A 16400-nucleotide genomic window follows, 5' to 3' on the forward strand; every position below is an offset into this window, starting at 1 on the left:
CTGGAGTTTGTCTTCTTGTTGCATTGACAATGTCGGAATGCAAAATATTTAAAGTTTTTTCAACACTCCCTTGTTAATTAAAAATATTCGTGTAATTTTGCACCCTCAAAAAATGAGAACCCATCACTGGATAATCATTTATGATCGAGGGACTAAGGCTGGTACTGGTCCGGGAAACCTGAAAAAGTAAGACACCTATAGGTTTCAAAATACAACTTGGTTCGCTTCTGGCGGACAATTTACCCAAAGGTTGTGTTTGATGGTCTTACTTCTAAAGGTATATTCCCCTCTTAAACTGGCAAATTCCCTCCACGATTTCAGGTCGCGGCAATGTTTTTTTGTGTATTGACGCGACTTTCCGACAGGCTGAAATGGTGTTCATGTTTATTTTAAGTAACTGGTTAATAATTAAGAAATAAATTATACCTTTGCAGCCCTTTTTGGAAAAACAGAGCTGAAACCCCGAAAAATCAATAGTAACAATATGCCTACAATATCACAACTGGTTCGTAAAGGTCGTCAAAAATTGACGGATAAGAGCAAGTCACCGGCATTGGATTCATGTCCACAGCGTCGTGGTGTTTGCACCAGGGTATACACTACCACTCCCAAGAAACCTAATTCCGCAATGCGCAAGGTTGCCAGGGTTCGTTTAACCAATGGTAAGGAAGTGAATGCATATATTCCAGGTGAAGGTCATAATCTTCAGGAGCACTCGATCGTTATGATCCGCGGTGGTCGTGTAAAGGATCTCCCCGGAGTACGTTATCATATCATTCGCGGTGCACTGGATACATCCGGTGTAGATGGCCGCAACCAACGCAGGTCAAAATACGGAACCAAGCGTCCAAAGAAACAGGCAGCAAAGAAATAAATAAACTGATTCTTAAGAACGATAAGGATATCTTACAATGAGGAAATCAAAACCAAAAAAACGCGTCATCCTTCCTGACCCCAGGTTCAACGAAACAGTGGTGACAAAATTTGTGAATAATATTATGGAGCGTGGGAAAAAGAACCATGCCTATGAAATTTTTTACGATGCCGTTGATATCGTTACTGAAAAGATCAAGGAAGATGGACTTGAAGTATGGAAAAAAGCCTTAGCTAACGTTACTCCTAACGTTGAAGTTAGAAGTCGCCGTATTGGTGGTGCTACTTTCCAGATTCCTTCAGAAATCCGTCCTTCACGTAAACAATCAATTGGGATGAAAAACCTGATTTTGTTTGCTCGCAGACGTCATGAAAAATCAATGGCTAATAAATTGGCCAGTGAAATCATGGCTGCTTATAAAGAAGAAGGTGCCGCTTTCAAGAAAAAAGAAGATACTCATCGTATGGCCGAAGCTAACAAAGCTTTCTCCCATTTCAGATTCTAAATTAATACTACTCCGGATACTATCATGTCAGAAAAACTGAAATATACGCGTAACATCGGAATCATGGCCCACATTGATGCTGGGAAAACCACGACCACCGAGCGTATATTGTATTATACCGGTCGTAACTATAAACTAGGTGAAGTACATGATGGTACCGCTACTATGGACTGGATGATCCAGGAACAGGAACGCGGAATTACCATTACTTCTGCAGCTACTACAGTTAGTTGGGAATATAAGAACCAGGAATATCGTCTGAATATTATCGATACTCCGGGCCATGTTGATTTTACTGTTGAAGTAGAACGATCACTTCGGGTTCTCGATGGTGCCGTTGCAGTTTTTTGTGCTGTAGGTGGTGTTGAGCCTCAATCCGAAACTGTCTGGAAACAGGCTGATAAATATCTCGTCCCCCGTATTTGTTTCATCAATAAGATGGACCGTTCAGGGGCTGATTTTTTTAATGTAATAAACGAAATTAAGGAGAAACTGGGAGCTAATCCTATTCCTTTGCAGCTTCCTATTGGATCTGAGGATTCATTTCAGGGTGTAGTAGATCTTATTTCGAATAAAGCAATTGTTTGGGACGATGATTCCAAAGGAATGCATTATTTCGAAGGACCTGTGCCTGAGGATATGCTTGAAATAGTTGATGAGTATCGTACCATGCTGGTTGAAGGTTGTGCTGAAGAAGATGAAGCCCTCATGGAAAAATATTTCTCTGATCATAATTCAATCACAGAAGAGGAAATGCATGCGATTATTCGCAAAGCAACCCTCGAAATGCGCATTGTTCCCGTTGTTTGCGGTTCAGCTTTCAAAAATAAAGGTGTTCAGAATCTTCTGGATGCAATCGTTTCCTTCCTTCCAAATCCTTATGAACTTGCTGCTGTTACAGGAATCAATCCTGATACTGAAAAGGAAGAATCTCGTAAGCCGGATCCGGATGAACCTTTTGCTGCACTTGCATTCAAAATTGCTACCGATCCTTTTGTAGGCCGTATTGCTTTCTTCAGGGTCTATTCAGGTACTCTTGAATCAGGATCATATGTCCTGAATGCCGGTACCGGTAAGAAAGAAAGAATTTCCCGTATCTTCCAGATGCATGCCAATAAGCAGACTCCAATCAGTATGATTGAAGCAGGTGATATTGGTGCTGCAGTTGGATTCAAACAGATACGCACTGGCGATACGCTTTGTGATGAAAAGCACCCGATTGTTCTCGAATCCATGAGTTTCCCTGAGCCTGTTATCAGCATGGCTATCGAACCCAGGACACAGGATGATGTTGATAAACTGGATTCTGCCTTAGGCAAACTGGTTGAAGAAGATCCTACACTCACCGTTCGTACCGATACCGAAACAGGTCAGACGATCCTTTCAGGAATGGGCGAACTTCACCTCGATATTATTACAGACCGCCTGCGCAGGGAATTCAAGATTGAAATAAATCATGGAGCTCCTCAGGTAGCTTACCGCGAAGCTGTTGTTTCACTGGTTCACCATCGTGAAGTCTATAAGAAACAAAGTGGTGGCAGGGGTAAATTTGCAGATATTGAATTCGAACTCGGTCCTGCCGACGAAGGATTTAAAGGGCTGCAGTTTATCAATAATGTTCGTGGCGGTAATATTCCAAAGGAATTTATACCATCAATAGAAAAAGGTTTCAAAGCAGCAATGGTCAATGGCGTACTTGCCGGCTTTGCAGTGGAAAACCTTAAAGTAACCTTATTGGATGGATCTTTCCATACAGTAGATAGTGATTCATTGTCCTTTGAAATTTGCGCAAAAATCGCATTCAAGGAAGCAGCCAAAAAAGCTAAAAATGTATTACTTGAGCCTGTAATGAAAGTGGAAGTCAGTTGTCCGGATGATTACGTTGGAGATGTTACAGGTGACCTGAACAAACGCCGCGCAGTGCTGGAACATATTGATGCCAAAATTCGTTACCAGATCATAAGAGCCCGTGTTCCCCTTTCAGAAATGTTCGGATATGTAACTTCTTTACGAAGTGTCACATCCGGAAGAGGAACATCAAGTCTGGAGTTTTCACATTACCAGGAAACTCCAAAGGAAATAGCCGAAGCGGTTATTTTAAAAACCAGAGGATATTAATTCAGACAAAAATAAACGTTTAAAAGTTTACCAACGTGAACCAGAGGATTAGAATAAAGCTGAAATCATACGATCACAACCTGGTGGATAAATCAGCCGAAAAGATCGTGAAGACGGTGAAATTGACCGGAGCTATTGTTAATGGCCCGATTCCTCTTCCCACCGACAAGAAGATCTACACGGTACTACGCTCAACTTTCGTCAATAAAAAGTCGCGTGAGCAATTCCAGTTATGTACTTACAAAAGATTACTGGATATCTACAGCTCAACTGCAAAAACGATTGATGCATTGATGAAACTGGAACTGCCCAGCGGTGTTGAAGTTGAGATCAAGATCTGATGATAAGGAAGAAATAAGTTAAAAAAGTATTGAGTAAATAACACTAATACCTCGATATAATGTCAGGAATTATCGGTAAAAAAATAGGGATGACCAGTATATTCGATGCCAATGGCAAGAATATGGCTTGTACCGTGATCGAAGCGGGTCCCTGTGTTGTAACCCAGGTCAGGACCAAGGAAAAGGACGGCTATGAAGCTATCCAGTTGGCTTTCGACGATAAAAGTGAAAAACATGCTACCAAAGCTGAGATTGGCCACTTCAAAAAAGCTGGTATCTCTCCTAAAAGGGTGCTAATGGAGTTCACACGTTTTGAAGAAGACCACAAGAAGACTTTCGGTGATGTTCTTAAAGTGGATATTTTCGAAGAAGGAGAATTCATCGACGTAGTTGGAATCACTAAAGGAAAGGGTTTCCAGGGAGTTATCCGTCGCCATGGGTTCAGTGGAGTTGGTGGAGCAACACACGGCCAGCACAACCGCCTCAGGGCACCTGGTTCAGTAGGAGCATCTTCCTATCCAAGTAAAGTTTTCAAAGGAATGCGGATGGCAGGCCGTATGGGAAATGACAGGGTGAAATTGATCAACCTTCAGATTCTGAAGATTGTACCCGAAAAAAACCTGATCGTAGTTAAAGGTTCCGTTCCAGGACCAAGTGGTTCATATGTAATAGTTGAAAGATGGAGCTAACAGTATATAACATTAAAGGCGAAAAAACGGCCAGAACTGTTACTTTGAATGATGATATTTTCAATGTAACTCCTAATGATCACGCGATCTATCTGGATGCTAAACAATACCTTGCCAATCAACGTCAAGGCACTCACGACTCACTGGAGAAATCAACCATTAGCGGTAGTACCAAGAAGTTAAAAAAGCAAAAAGGTACAGGCGGTGCCAGGGCTGGTAGTATTAAGTCTCCCTTATTCAGAGGTGGAGCCAGGGTTTTTGGACCTCATCCCAGGGATTACAGTTTCAAGCTCAACAAAAAGCTAAAGAAACTTGCCAGGATGTCAGCATTGGCTTATAAAGCAAAAGAGAACAATATTGTTGTAATTGAGGATTTTACATTTGAAACCCCAAAGACCAAACAATTTTCAGCTGTCCTGACTGCATTGAAACTTACAGCCGGAAAAACACTTATGGTTTTTCCAGAAACTAATACCAATGTAGTTCTCTCTGCACGCAACCTTTCGAAGGCTTGGGTAACCAGGGTCAGCGAACTTAATACTTACGAAATTCTCCGTGCCAGTAACCTGGTAATTACTGAGAGTTCAGTAAGTGAAATTGAAAAGATTTTTGGCAATTAATAAACGGTAAGCATTAACTGATAAAAAATAAAGCGATGGGTATCATCATCAAGCCGATCATTACCGAGAAAATGACAGCCCAGGGCGAAACGCTGAACCGTTATGGTTTCATAGTGGACAAGCGTGCCAATAAGCTGCAGATCAAAAAGGCAGTCAAAGAATTGTACGGCGTTGTACCGGATGAGGTCAACACAATGAATTATGCCGGTAAGAATAAATCACGCTTTACCAAGAGTGGAGTGATCTCCGGTAAGACCAATTCATTTAAGAAGGCTATCGTAACTTTAGCCAAAGGCGAATCAATCGATTTTTACAGCAATATCTAACGAATAATGGCTCTCAAGAAATTCAAACCAACCACACCGGGTCAGCGCTTTAAAGTAGCGAGCGCGTTCGACGATATCACCACCTCGGTGCCAGAGAAGAGTTTACTCGAACCTCAAGGCAAATCAGGTGGCAGGAACAATGAGGGAAAAATGACCATGAGGTACATGGGTGGTGGTCATAAGCAACAATACCGCATCATTGATTTTAAACGCGATAAGGAAAATATTCCCGCTGTTGTTAAAACCATAGAATATGACCCTAACCGTACAGCCCGTATTGCTTTACTGCATTATGCCGATGGTGAGAAACGTTATATTGTAGCTCCTCATGGACTAAAGGTTGAACAGGAAATTATAGCTGGTAAAGGAGCTTCTCCCGAAATTGGCAACACACTATACCTTAGTGAAATTCCTTTCGGAACGATGATTCATAATATTGAACTTCGTCCTGGTCAGGGTGCAAAAATGGCTCGTAGTGCCGGTTCAGGTGCTCAGCTGATGTCACGCGACGGTAAGTTTGCCGTAGTTAAGATGCCTTCAGGTGAAACCAGGCTGATCCTTCAGTCTTGCAAAGCAACTATTGGTATTGTTTCTAATGGTGACCATAGTCTCGAATCATCAGGTAAAGCTGGTCGTTCCAGATGGCTGGGCCGCAGACCAAGAGTACGTGGTGTTGTTATGAATCCAGTGGATCACCCAATGGGTGGTGGTGAAGGCCGTGCAACCGGTGGACATCCACGTACACGTAAGGGTATGCCAGCTAAGGGATACAAGACACGTTCGAAAACCAAAGCTTCGAACAAATATATTATCGAAAGAAGGAAGAAGTAACCTAATAAATAAATTACCATGAGCCGTTCACTCAAAAAAGGGCCCTTCATAGAGTATAAACTGGAAAAGAAAATACTCGATCTGGTTGAAAATAAGAAGAAAGTCGTTATAAAGACCTGGTCGAGGGCATCAACCATCACACCAGACTTCGTTGGCCAAACAGTTGCCGTTCACAATGGTAACAAATTCATCCCGGTTTATGTAACCGAAAACATGGTAGGCCATAAATTAGGCGAATTTGCACCTACACGTATATTCAGAGGTCACGCCGGAAGTAATAAAGGTAAGAAGTAAATAAGAGCAAGCAACAATGGGAGCACGTAAACATAATACAGCTGAACAAAACAAAGAAGCGAAAAAGAAGCTCTATTTCGCAAAGCTGAACAATTGCCCGTCATCGCCTAGGAAAATGAGGCTCGTAGCTGAATTGATCAAAGGTAAAAATGTTGAACTGGCACTTAATATCCTTCAGCATACACCTAATTATGCTTCTGAGAAGCTTTTCAAACTGCTGAAATCAGCAATTGCTAACTGGCAGCAGAAGAATGAAGGTGTTCGCATGGAAGACAGCCACTTATTTGTGAGCCAGGTAATGGTTGATGAAGGAAGAATGCTGAAGAGGGTTCAACCTGCACCTCAAGGTCGTGCACACCGCATCCGCAAGCGTTCAAATCACGTAACAGTGATCATCGAAAGCCGCGTTAGTCAAGAAGAAACCAAAGTAGTAACCAAATAATCACAAAGCCTAATGGGAAATAAGACAAATCCGATCGGCAACAGGTTAGGAATCATCAAAGGATGGGATTCGAACTGGTACGGAGGCAAGAAATTTGAGAATAAGCTTGTTGAAGACGATAAGATCCGCAAGTACCTGAATGCCCGTCTGGCAAAAGCCGGGATTTCACGAATCATCATTGAGCGTACTCTCAAACTGGTTACGGTTACCATTAATACAGCCCGTCCCGGTATCATTATCGGTAAAGCAGGTCAGGAAGTTGATAAACTAAAGGAAGAGCTCAAGAAACTCACAGGAAAAGAAGTTCAGATTAATATCTCTGAAATTAAACGTCCTGAGCTTGATGCGATCATCGTTGGCAATGCAATTGCAAAGCAGATTGAAGGACGTATCTCTTATCGTCGGGCTATCAAAACTGCCATGGCATCAGCCATCAGGATTGGTGCTGAAGGTATTAAAGTTCAGATCTCTGGTCGTTTAGGCGGAGCTGAAATGGCACGCCGTGAGCAATTCAAAGAAGGACGTATTCCTTTGCATACACTCAGGGCAGATATTGATTATGCAATTGCAGAAGCACATACTACCTATGGACGTATCGGTGTTAAAACCTTTATCTGCAAGGGTGAGATTTATGGAAAAGTGGACCTCGTTCCTGGAACTGAAAATGTTATCAAGGACAAGGCTCCTGCAAGTCAGGGTGGAAGGCCTAACAAACCAGGCCGTTCAGATGATCGCAGGGGTGGTGGAAACCGTCCGCGTGGAAAGAAATAATTGGTAAATAGAAGTCTAATCATCATATTCAGTAATAGCGATGTTACAGCCTAAAAGAACAAAATTCCGGAAGCAGCAGAAGGGTAAAATGAAAGGCAATGCCAAACGAGGATCAGAATTGGCATTTGGATCTTTTGGAATCAAGACCCTCGAAGAGACCTGGCTTACAGGAAGGCAGATCGAAGCAGCCCGTCAGGCAATCACCCGTCACATGAAACGTGAAGGTCAGCTCTGGATCAGGGTATTCCCCGATAAACCTGTTACTAAGAAACCTGCAGAGGTGCGTATGGGTAAGGGTAAGGGAGCTCCTGAATATTTCGTTGCCCGTATCACTCCTGGTCGTCTGCTTTTTGAAATTGAAGGAGTAACAGCAGAAGTAGCTAAAGAAGCTATGAGGCTAGGAGCACAGAAATTGCCTGTAATGACTAAGTTCGTTACTCGCAGGGATTATGTGGAAGAGTTGGCATAAGGAATGCGCTGAAAAAGAAGAAAGTTGCTAATCGTACAATAAACGTAAAATGAAACAGGAAGTTATCCGTGAACTGTCGACTCCCGAGCTAATGGAAAGGCTTGAGGACGAACGCATTCAGCTTAGCAGGCTTAAAATGAACCATGCTATTTCTCCTCTCGAGAACCCCAACAAAATTAAAGCATACCGTAAAACTGTTGCCAGGTTAACTACTGAAGTTACAAGGCGTCAGAATGAAGCGGCCGGCGCAACCAAGCCAAATAACAAGTAATTCGCTTAGCAATGGAAGAAAGAAACCTTAGAAAAGAAAAAGTTGGTGTTGTCATCAGCAACAAGATGGAGAAATCCATTGTTGTCCAGGTTGAAAGGCGTGTAAAACACCCGAAATACGGAAAGTTCGTAAAGAAAACTTCCACTTTCGCAGCTCATGATGAAAAGAATGATTGTGGTATTGGAGATACAGTTCGTATTTCTGAAACCCGTCCTCTGAGCAAGACAAAATGTTGGAGATTAGTTGAAATTATTGAAAGAGCTAAATAATTATGATACAGCAGGAATCAAGACTAACAGTTGCCGATAACAGTGGTGCTAAAGAAGTTCTTTGCATCCGGGTGCTTGGTGGAACACGCAAGCATTATGCCTCTGTGGGTGATAAAATCATCGTTTCGGTGAAAAATGCCCTTCCTTCCGGCAATATTAAAAAAGGTACTGTTGCAAAAGCAGTAGTAGTCCGCACCAAGAAAGAGATACGTCGTGTAGATGGTTCCTACATCCGTTTCGATGACAATGCTGTGGTCCTCCTGAATAACGGCGGTGAAATGATCGGAACCCGTATTTTCGGACCGGTTGCCAGGGAACTCAGGGAAAAACAGTATATGAAGATTGTTTCACTTGCACCCGAAGTGCTTTAATCAATAAGGAATACAGAATATGAAACTTCATATCAGAAAAGGTGACAATGTGATGGTCATCGCGGGCGATTCAAAAGGCCGCACAGGAAAGGTACTGGAAGTGGAAGTTGAGAAATACAGGGCCATCGTTGAAAACGTGAACCTGGCAACCAAACATACCAAACCTAATGCCAAGAATACTAAAGGCGGTTTGGTAAAACAGGAAATGCCTATCCACATTTCTAACCTTATGTTGGTTGATGCCAGTGGTAAACCAACACGCGTCGGGAGAAAAACCGATCCTAAATCCAATAAAAGTGTACGTGTTTCAAAAAAATCGGGGGAGGTAATTAAATAATGAACTACTCAGCACGTCTTAAAGAGAAGTACTATACAGAAGTGGTTCCTGCTTTAAAGGAGCAATTTCAGTACAAAAACACCATGCAGGTCCCTAGACTTGTAAAGATCAGTCTTAACCAGGGATTGGGATCAGCCATCGCTGATAAAAAACTGATTGAAGCCGGCATCACAGAGATGTCTTCTATTGCTGGTCAAAGAGCGGTTTCAACAAAATCAAGGAAAGACATTTCCAACTTCAAACTTCGTAAAGCCATGCCAATTGGTGTGAGAGTAACTTTACGTGGTGAAAGAATGTATGAATTCCTTGACCGTCTGATATCTGTTGCCATTCCACGTGTTCGTGACTTCCGTGGGATCAATGAAAAGGGTTTCGATGGACGTGGTAACTTTACAATGGGTATCACAGAGCAGATCATTTTCCCAGAAATCCTGATTGATAAAGTAATGAAGATCAATGGTATGGACATCACTTTTGTGACTACTGCCCGTACCGATAAAGAATGTCTTGCTTTATTAAAAGAATTCGGAATTCCATTTAAGAAATAACAACTAAACCATGGCAAAAGAATCCATCAAGGCTAGAGAAGTAAAAAGGCAAAAAATGGTTGCTAAATATGCTGCCAAGAGAGCTGCCCTGAAAGCTGCCGGCGATTATGTTGGTCTTCAGAAACTTCCAAAAAATGCTTCCCCGGTTCGCCTCCACAATCGTTGTAAGATTACCGGCAGACCAAAAGGATATATGAGGCAGTTTGGAATTTCACGTATCAACTTCCGTTTTATGGCTCTCGACGGCTTAATTCCGGGAGTAACCAAATCAAGCTGGTAATAAAGTAGAAAAAACAAATACCATATATTCAAAATGATCACAGATCCGATTGCAGATTATCTTACAAGAATAAGGAATGCCGTGATGGCCAACCATAGGGTTGTTGAAATTCCTGCATCTAATCTCAAGAAGGAAATAACCAAAATCCTTTTCGACATGGGGTATATCCTGAATTATAAATTCGAGGATGAATCCAAGCCCGGGCTTATTAAAATAGCCTTGAAGTATCACCCTATCACCAAGCAATCTGCAATTACGCAGATTGAAAGAGTGAGCAAACCTGGCCTTCGCAGGTATGTGGGAGTTGAAGAACTTCCCCGCGTACTGAATGGCCTGGGAGTCGCTATTGTTTCGACTTCTCATGGTTTGATGACGGATAAGGAAGCCCGGACAAAGGGTGTGGGTGGCGAAGTTATTTGTTACGTTAGCTAATAAGGAGGACAGAAGCATGTCGAGAATAGGAAAACGGCCGATTGCCATTCCGTCCGGAGTACAGATAACCGTGTCGGATAAAAATTTAGTTACAATTAAAGGTAAAAAGGGACAACTTGTACAACAGGTTGATCCGGATATCATCATCAAGGTAGAAGGTACTGAATTATTGGTTCAACGCCCTACTGACCAGCAAAAGCATCGCGCATTACATGGATTGTACCGCTCCCTGCTTGCTAATATGGTTACTGGTGTTCACGACGGTTTTACCGTAGTACAGGAACTTGTTGGTGTTGGTTACAAAGCTGCTGCTACCGGACAAATCCTTGAACTTTCTCTTGGGTATTCACATAATATCGTTTTTGAATTACCTGCAGAAATACAGATCACTACCGTAACTGAGAGAAGTAAGAATCCTACCATCACAATGGTAAGTCATGATAAACAGCTCCTCGGACAGGTAGCCGCCAAAATCAGGTCACTCAGGAAACCTGAACCTTATAAAGGTAAGGGTATCAAGTTCCAGGGTGAAATACTCAAACGCAAGGCTGGAAAGTCAGCATCTGATAAATAATAATTGAGAACAGAATAATACCATCAAGCGATGTCTTTTAAGGTAGATAAAGAATACAGGCGGTCAAAAATCAAGCAGAGAGTCCGCAAGAGAATTTCAGGTACTGCTGAACGTCCCCGGATGACAGTTTTCCGTAGCAATAAGGAAATCTATGTTCAATTGATTGATGATCTTTCAGGTAAAACCCTGGTTGCAGCGTCTTCTCGCGACAAAGGGGTTGCGGAGAGTAAAATGACAAAAACCGAGCAAGCCAAAGTTGTTGGTAAGCTGGCCGCTGAACGTGCAGCAGAAGCAGGCATTCAGACAGTTGTTTTCGACCGTAATGGTTATTTATATCATGGTAGGATTAAGGCATTAGCCGATTCAGCCAGAGAAGGTGGCATCAAATTCTAATCAACGATCATGGCAAACGTTAATATAAAAAGAGTAAAATCGAGCGAAATCGAATTCAAGGACAGGCTCGTCGCCATACAGCGCGTTACTAAGGTTACCAAAGGGGGCCGTACTTTCAGCTTTTCTGCCATTGTTGTGGTTGGAAATGAAAGTGGTGTTGTTGGTTATGGTTTAGGTAAGGCAAAGGAAGTGCAGGCTGCAATCACTAAAGGGATTGAAGATGCAAAGAAGAATCTGATTCGGGTTCCTGTGCTTAAATCTACCATTCCTCATGAACAATATGGTAAATATGGTGGAGCTTTAGTATTCCTGAAACCTGCCGCTCCCGGTACTGGCGTAATCGCCGGTGGTGCTATGCGCGCTGTACTGGAAAGTGTTGGAGTAAAGGATGTACTTGCCAAATCAAAAGGATCATCAAATCCTCACTCTGTAGTAAAAGCTACAATTGATGCACTAGTTCAGATGAAAGATCCTTATACCATTGCTCAACTTCGCGGCATCAGCCTTGACAAGGTATTCAATGGTTAATCGATAAAAAGGAACCACGATGAAAACAGTAAGAATTACACAGGTAAAGAGTGGCATCAAACAGCCGGAACGTCAGAAAAGAACCCTGAAAGCTTTAGGCATTTCAAAATTGGGCCGCCCTGTTGATATAGAAGCTACACCACAGGTTGAAGGCATGATAAAAGCCGTAAGTCACCTGCTCAAAGTAGAAGAAATCTAATTGTAAACTATCAAAAGAAAAATATTAACCATGGATCTTAGTAATCTAAAACCCGCTACTGGTTCAGTCAAGACAAATAAACGTCTTGGACGTGGACAGGGCTCCGGCCGTGGAGGAACATCTACTCGTGGTCACAAGGGAGCCAAGTCTCGTTCTGGCTACAGCCGCAAGATCGGATTTGAAGGAGGTCAGATGCCTCTCTATCGTAGAGTTCCGAAATCAGGCTTTAAGAATATCAACAGGGTGGAATATAGTGGCATCAATATCGATGTTGTCCAGAAACTTGCTGAAGAAAAAGGTCTTACTGTAATTAGTCCGGAAGTACTGATTGAGAATGGTCTTCTTGCCAAAAGAGATTTATTGAAGGTATTGGGACGCGGAGAGTTAAAGCTAAAGCTGGATATTACCGCCCATGCATTTTCTGCTAAGGCAATACAAGCAATTGAATCAGTTGGTGGAACAGCAACAAAAATCGAACGTTAATGAAACGCTTCATACAGACATTACGCAACATCTATAAAATCGAAGAACTCCGCAAAAGGATCTTCTATACAATCGGTATTATTGCCTTGTATCGTTTAGGTTCGTATGTGGTACTTCCCGGTGTTGACCCAAGTCAATTGGCAACCTTGCAGAATCAAGGTTCACAAGGACTGTTAGGACTTCTGAATATGTTTTCAGGAGGTGCCTTCAGCAATGCCTCTATCTTTGCCCTGGGTATCATGCCATACATTTCTGCTTCTATTGTTGTTCAGTTGTTGGGGATGGCTATTCCTTACTTCCAGAAACTTCAGAAAGAAGGAGAAAGCGGTCGTAAAAAGATTAACCAGATCACCAGGTATCTTACTGTTATCATCACTGCTTTGCAGGCTCCAGCCTATATTGCTAACCTGATCTCACAATTACCCGCAGAAGCGATCTCACCTTTTGATCCTAATGTAACCACTCCTTCAGGATTCTTCTGGTTCTCTTCAGTTGTCATTCTTGTTGCCGGTACCATGTTCGTAATGTGGTTAGGTGAAAAGATTACTGATAAGGGCCTTGGAAACGGTATTTCACTTATCATCATGGTTGGTATTATGGCCAGGTTACCTTTCGCTTTATTCAGCGAATTCCTCTCCCGCATGGAGATGAAGGGTGGTGGTCTTGTATTCTTCATTGTTGAATTGGTTATACTGGTCCTGGTTATTTTACTCTGTATCCTGCTCGTTCAGGGAACACGTAAAATTCCTGTTCAATATGCAAAAAGAATTGTGGGTAACAAACAATATGGTGGCGTTCGACAGTACATTCCACTTAAGGTGAATGCTGCTGGTGTAATGCCTATCATCTTTGCCCAGGCAATTATGTTTCTTCCACTAACACTTGCTGGTTTTGCAGAAAGTGAAAGCCTGAGAGGTTTTGCTGCAGCATTTACCAACATCAATGGGTTATGGTATAACCTTACTTACGCTATAATGATCATTGTTTTTACTTATTTCTATACAGCTATTACGGTTAATCCTAATCAAATGGCTGAGGATATGAAAAAGAACAATGGTTTTATTCCTGGAGTGAAACCAGGTAAAAAGACTGCTGATTTCATTGATTCAGTAATGTCACGTATTACTTTCCCCGGTTCTTTATTCCTTGCGCTTGTGGCAATTATGCCTGCTCTTGTGAGTCTGATGGGTGTAAGTAATCAATTTGCACAGTTTTACGGTGGAACTTCTCTGTTAATTTTGGTAGGAGTTGTGCTTGATACATTACAACAGATTGAAAGTCACCTGTTGATGCGTCATTATGAAGGCTTGACAAAATCAGGCAGGATTAAAGGCCGTTCAGCTGGAGTTGCTGCTTACTAGATGAAGTCTGAAACAGGGAGGAAGAATGGCCCAGGTTAAGACAGATATTGAAATAGAAAAAATACGTAAGAGTTCTTTACTTGTTGGAAAAACGATTGCTGAAGTAGCTCGCCATATGCGGCCAGGGATTTCAACTATCGAACTGGATAAGATCGCTGAGACTTTTATTCGCGACAATGGTGCATTACCAGCGTTTAAAGGTTACCACGGTTTCCCTGCCACTCTTTGCATATCAGTAAATGAAGTGGTGGTACACGGTATACCGGGTAAAAGGGAATTGAAGGAAGGAGATCTCGTCTCAATTGATTGTGGAACTATCATTGATGGTTATTATGGTGATTCTGCATTCTCGTTCGGAATAGGTGAAATTGCTGAAGACATCAGGTTACTGATGGAGAGGACTAAAGAATCATTGAACCGGGCAGTTTTGGCTGCATGTGCAGGAAAGCGAATCGGTGATATTGGTTTTGAAGTTCAGTCGTATGTGGAATCCTTTGGATATGGTGTGGTTCGCGACCTTGTGGGTCATGGACTTGGGACCAGCCTCCATGAAAAACCTGAAGTACCAAACTTCGGGAAAAGAGGAACAGGTACGAAGTTGGAAGAAGGAATGGTGATCTGTATTGAACCGATGATCAATCTCGGAACCAGGGTAGTAATCCAGGAACGCGATGGTTGGACAATCAGAACAGCAGATATGAAACCTTCAGCTCATTTTGAGCATGCAATTGTAATCGGGAAAGAGAAGGCTGATAAACTCTCCAGTTTTGAAGAAATTGAACAGGTAAGTAATCAGAACATCTATATAATAAAGTAGCAAATGGCCAAACAATTGGTAATTGAGCAGGATGGTGTGGTGAGGGAGTCATTGGGAAATGCCATGTTCCGGGTAGAATTGGAAAATGGACACATGATTACAGCCCACATTTCTGGAAAAATGAGAATGCATTACATAAAAATATTACCTGGTGACAAAGTGAAGATTGAAATGTCGCCCTATGACCTGAGTAAAGGAAGGATTATCTTCAGATATAAATAAGTAACCTAACGAAAATAATAGATACAAGCAATGAAAGTCAGAGCATCCGTAAAAAAAAGAACCCCAGATTGCAAAATCGTGCGGAGAAAAGGGAGAATCTATATTATCAATAAGAAGAACCCTAAGTACAAGCAAAGACAAGGTTAATCATTGTGAAATTTCAAAAGCAGTAAAAAGATATGGCACGTATTGCTGGTATTGACTTACCGAAAAATAAAATAGGTGAAGTAGGCCTAACCTACGTTTATGGAATAGGCCGTCCATCTGCACAGAAAATTCTTAATGAAGCCGGAGTGGCTTTGAATAAGAAGGTTCAGGACTGGACTGATGATGAACAGAACAAGATACGTACAATCATCAATGACCAATATAAGGTTGAAGGTGCATTACGTTCCGAAACTCAGCTCAATATCAAGCGTTTAATGGATATTGGTTGTTATCGTGGGATTCGTCATCGTCTTGGTTTGCCACTACGCGGACAAAGTACGAAGAACAATGCCCGTACCCGTAAAGGGCGTAAAAAGACAGTTGCTAATAAGAAGAAAGCAACCAAAGGTTAATAAGTAACGAAACAACGTTGAAATAAATTCACTATGGCAAAGACCACCAAAGTTTCAAAGAAAAAAGTCGTAAAGGTTGACGCTATCGGAAGGGCATATATCTTTGCTTCTTTTAATAACATTATCATTTCACTGACCAATAGTGCCGGGCAAGTTATTTCCTGGGCTTCGGCAGGGAAAATGGGCTTCAGAGGTTCAAAAAAGAATACTCCATATGCTGCCCAGATGGCTGCAACAGATTGTGCAAAAGTTGCATATGACCTAGGACTGCGTAAAGTAAAGGTTTTCGTTAAAGGACCCGGTTCAGGACGCGAATCTGCAATCCGTACTTTACATACAGCCGGAATTGAAGTGACAGAGATTTTTGATATTACTCCTCTGCCACATAACGGATGCCGTCCTCCCAAACGCAGAAGGGTATAATGATCTCAATGAAACTTGGGGAAGAAAAATAACAGTTAAATCATCATAATAA

General features: G+C 42.0%; 30 protein-coding genes. All 30 read left to right on the plus strand.

Translation table 11 applies throughout. From position 1 onward, the window contains the following. Window positions 1–484: 484 nt before the first annotated feature. Genes IPH84_09865 through rpsK form a run of 30 tightly spaced genes read left to right on the plus strand, consistent with a single transcriptional unit; the run spans window position 485 to window position 16348 of the window. The gene (locus IPH84_09865; protein MBK7173520.1) at window positions 485–874 is read left to right on the plus strand and encodes a 30S ribosomal protein S12; all 390 of its coding nucleotides are present in this window, start codon (window positions 485–487) and stop codon (window positions 872–874) included. A 37-nt stretch (window positions 875–911) separates the two neighbouring features. After that, entirely contained in the window at window positions 912–1379 is a 468-nt protein-coding gene (gene rpsG, locus IPH84_09870; GenBank protein MBK7173521.1) for a 30S ribosomal protein S7, read from the plus strand. Between the two features lie 24 nt (window positions 1380–1403). Next, entirely contained in the window at window positions 1404–3497 is a 2094-nt protein-coding gene (gene fusA, locus IPH84_09875; GenBank protein ID MBK7173522.1) for an elongation factor G, read from the plus strand. A 35-nt stretch (window positions 3498–3532) separates the two neighbouring features. Beyond that, a complete protein-coding gene (rpsJ, locus tag IPH84_09880; GenBank protein MBK7173523.1) occupies window positions 3533–3838 on the plus strand; it encodes a 30S ribosomal protein S10 in 306 nt (101 codons plus the stop codon). Between the two features lie 59 nt (window positions 3839–3897). Then, window positions 3898–4527: a 50S ribosomal protein L3 gene (gene rplC, locus IPH84_09885; protein MBK7173524.1), complete on the plus strand. Its 630-nt coding sequence runs from the start codon at window positions 3898–3900 to the stop codon at window positions 4525–4527. Beyond that, window positions 4518–5147, plus strand: a complete 630-nt coding sequence (gene rplD / locus IPH84_09890) for a 50S ribosomal protein L4 (protein ID MBK7173525.1) — start codon at window positions 4518–4520, stop codon at window positions 5145–5147. The genes rplC and rplD overlap by 10 nt, the downstream gene beginning before the upstream one ends. Window positions 5148–5182: 35 nt before the next feature. After that, window positions 5183–5473 (plus strand): 50S ribosomal protein L23, encoded by a 291-nt coding sequence (rplW, locus tag IPH84_09895; GenBank protein ID MBK7173526.1) that lies wholly within the window; start codon window positions 5183–5185, stop codon window positions 5471–5473. 6 nt (window positions 5474–5479) lie between these two features. Beyond that, window positions 5480–6304, plus strand: a complete 825-nt coding sequence (rplB, locus tag IPH84_09900) for a 50S ribosomal protein L2 (protein MBK7173527.1) — start codon at window positions 5480–5482, stop codon at window positions 6302–6304. Window positions 6305–6322: 18 nt separating this feature from the next. Then, entirely contained in the window at window positions 6323–6598 is a 276-nt protein-coding gene (gene rpsS / locus IPH84_09905; protein MBK7173528.1) for a 30S ribosomal protein S19, read from the plus strand. A gap of 16 nt (window positions 6599–6614) precedes the next feature. Continuing rightward, window positions 6615–7040, plus strand: a complete 426-nt coding sequence (rplV, locus tag IPH84_09910; GenBank protein MBK7173529.1) for a 50S ribosomal protein L22 — start codon at window positions 6615–6617, stop codon at window positions 7038–7040. A gap of 12 nt (window positions 7041–7052) precedes the next feature. Next, on the plus strand, window positions 7053–7811 hold the full coding sequence (rpsC, locus tag IPH84_09915) for a 30S ribosomal protein S3 (GenBank protein ID MBK7173530.1): 759 nt from the start codon (window positions 7053–7055) through the stop codon (window positions 7809–7811). A 40-nt stretch (window positions 7812–7851) separates the two neighbouring features. After that, window positions 7852–8280 (plus strand): 50S ribosomal protein L16, encoded by a 429-nt coding sequence (rplP, locus tag IPH84_09920; protein MBK7173531.1) that lies wholly within the window; start codon window positions 7852–7854, stop codon window positions 8278–8280. A 49-nt stretch (window positions 8281–8329) separates the two neighbouring features. Further along, window positions 8330–8551 (plus strand): 50S ribosomal protein L29, encoded by a 222-nt coding sequence (rpmC, locus tag IPH84_09925; GenBank protein MBK7173532.1) that lies wholly within the window; start codon window positions 8330–8332, stop codon window positions 8549–8551. Between the two features lie 11 nt (window positions 8552–8562). After that, entirely contained in the window at window positions 8563–8820 is a 258-nt protein-coding gene (rpsQ, locus tag IPH84_09930; protein ID MBK7173533.1) for a 30S ribosomal protein S17, read from the plus strand. 2 nt (window positions 8821–8822) lie between these two features. After that, on the plus strand, window positions 8823–9191 hold the full coding sequence (gene rplN / locus IPH84_09935; GenBank protein MBK7173534.1) for a 50S ribosomal protein L14: 369 nt from the start codon (window positions 8823–8825) through the stop codon (window positions 9189–9191). 19 nt (window positions 9192–9210) lie between these two features. Next, window positions 9211–9528 carry a 50S ribosomal protein L24 gene (rplX, locus tag IPH84_09940; protein ID MBK7173535.1) on the plus strand — a complete coding sequence of 106 codons (318 nt, stop codon included), beginning with the start codon at window positions 9211–9213 and terminating at the stop codon, window positions 9526–9528. Next, window positions 9528–10076: a 50S ribosomal protein L5 gene (gene rplE / locus IPH84_09945; protein MBK7173536.1), complete on the plus strand. Its 549-nt coding sequence runs from the start codon at window positions 9528–9530 to the stop codon at window positions 10074–10076. The genes rplX and rplE overlap by 1 nt, the downstream gene beginning before the upstream one ends. 10 nt (window positions 10077–10086) lie before the next feature. Next, window positions 10087–10356 (plus strand): 30S ribosomal protein S14, encoded by a 270-nt coding sequence (gene rpsN / locus IPH84_09950; protein ID MBK7173537.1) that lies wholly within the window; start codon window positions 10087–10089, stop codon window positions 10354–10356. Between the two features lie 33 nt (window positions 10357–10389). After that, on the plus strand, window positions 10390–10788 hold the full coding sequence (gene rpsH / locus IPH84_09955) for a 30S ribosomal protein S8 (GenBank protein MBK7173538.1): 399 nt from the start codon (window positions 10390–10392) through the stop codon (window positions 10786–10788). A gap of 16 nt (window positions 10789–10804) precedes the next feature. Then, window positions 10805–11362: a 50S ribosomal protein L6 gene (gene rplF / locus IPH84_09960; GenBank protein ID MBK7173539.1), complete on the plus strand. Its 558-nt coding sequence runs from the start codon at window positions 10805–10807 to the stop codon at window positions 11360–11362. Between the two features lie 30 nt (window positions 11363–11392). Continuing rightward, the gene (gene rplR, locus IPH84_09965) at window positions 11393–11755 is read left to right on the plus strand and encodes a 50S ribosomal protein L18 (protein ID MBK7173540.1); all 363 of its coding nucleotides are present in this window, start codon (window positions 11393–11395) and stop codon (window positions 11753–11755) included. Between the two features lie 9 nt (window positions 11756–11764). Further along, on the plus strand, window positions 11765–12283 hold the full coding sequence (gene rpsE / locus IPH84_09970) for a 30S ribosomal protein S5 (protein ID MBK7173541.1): 519 nt from the start codon (window positions 11765–11767) through the stop codon (window positions 12281–12283). A 19-nt stretch (window positions 12284–12302) separates the two neighbouring features. Then, complete coding sequence (rpmD, locus tag IPH84_09975) at window positions 12303–12482, plus strand: 50S ribosomal protein L30 (GenBank protein ID MBK7173542.1); 180 nt, start codon at window positions 12303–12305, stop codon at window positions 12480–12482. 30 nt (window positions 12483–12512) lie between these two features. Further along, window positions 12513–12965: a 50S ribosomal protein L15 gene (gene rplO, locus IPH84_09980; protein MBK7173543.1), complete on the plus strand. Its 453-nt coding sequence runs from the start codon at window positions 12513–12515 to the stop codon at window positions 12963–12965. Continuing rightward, a complete protein-coding gene (gene secY, locus IPH84_09985; protein MBK7173544.1) occupies window positions 12965–14326 on the plus strand; it encodes a preprotein translocase subunit SecY in 1362 nt (453 codons plus the stop codon). The genes rplO and secY overlap by 1 nt, the downstream gene beginning before the upstream one ends. Window positions 14327–14351: 25 nt before the next feature. Beyond that, complete coding sequence (map, locus tag IPH84_09990) at window positions 14352–15143, plus strand: type I methionyl aminopeptidase (GenBank protein MBK7173545.1); 792 nt, start codon at window positions 14352–14354, stop codon at window positions 15141–15143. Between the two features lie 3 nt (window positions 15144–15146). Continuing rightward, entirely contained in the window at window positions 15147–15365 is a 219-nt protein-coding gene (infA, locus tag IPH84_09995; protein ID MBK7173546.1) for a translation initiation factor IF-1, read from the plus strand. Between the two features lie 30 nt (window positions 15366–15395). Continuing rightward, window positions 15396–15512, plus strand: coding sequence for a 50S ribosomal protein L36 (gene rpmJ / locus IPH84_10000; protein MBK7173547.1), 117 nt, complete (start codon window positions 15396–15398; stop codon window positions 15510–15512). Window positions 15513–15544: 32 nt separating this feature from the next. After that, window positions 15545–15925, plus strand: coding sequence for a 30S ribosomal protein S13 (gene rpsM, locus IPH84_10005; protein MBK7173548.1), 381 nt, complete (start codon window positions 15545–15547; stop codon window positions 15923–15925). A gap of 33 nt (window positions 15926–15958) precedes the next feature. Then, window positions 15959–16348 carry a 30S ribosomal protein S11 gene (gene rpsK / locus IPH84_10010; GenBank protein ID MBK7173549.1) on the plus strand — a complete coding sequence of 130 codons (390 nt, stop codon included), beginning with the start codon at window positions 15959–15961 and terminating at the stop codon, window positions 16346–16348. Window positions 16349–16400 lie beyond the last annotated feature (52 nt).

Source organism: Bacteroidales bacterium (assembly GCA_016707785.1).
Lineage (GTDB): Bacteria > Bacteroidota > Bacteroidia > Bacteroidales > UBA4417 > UBA4417.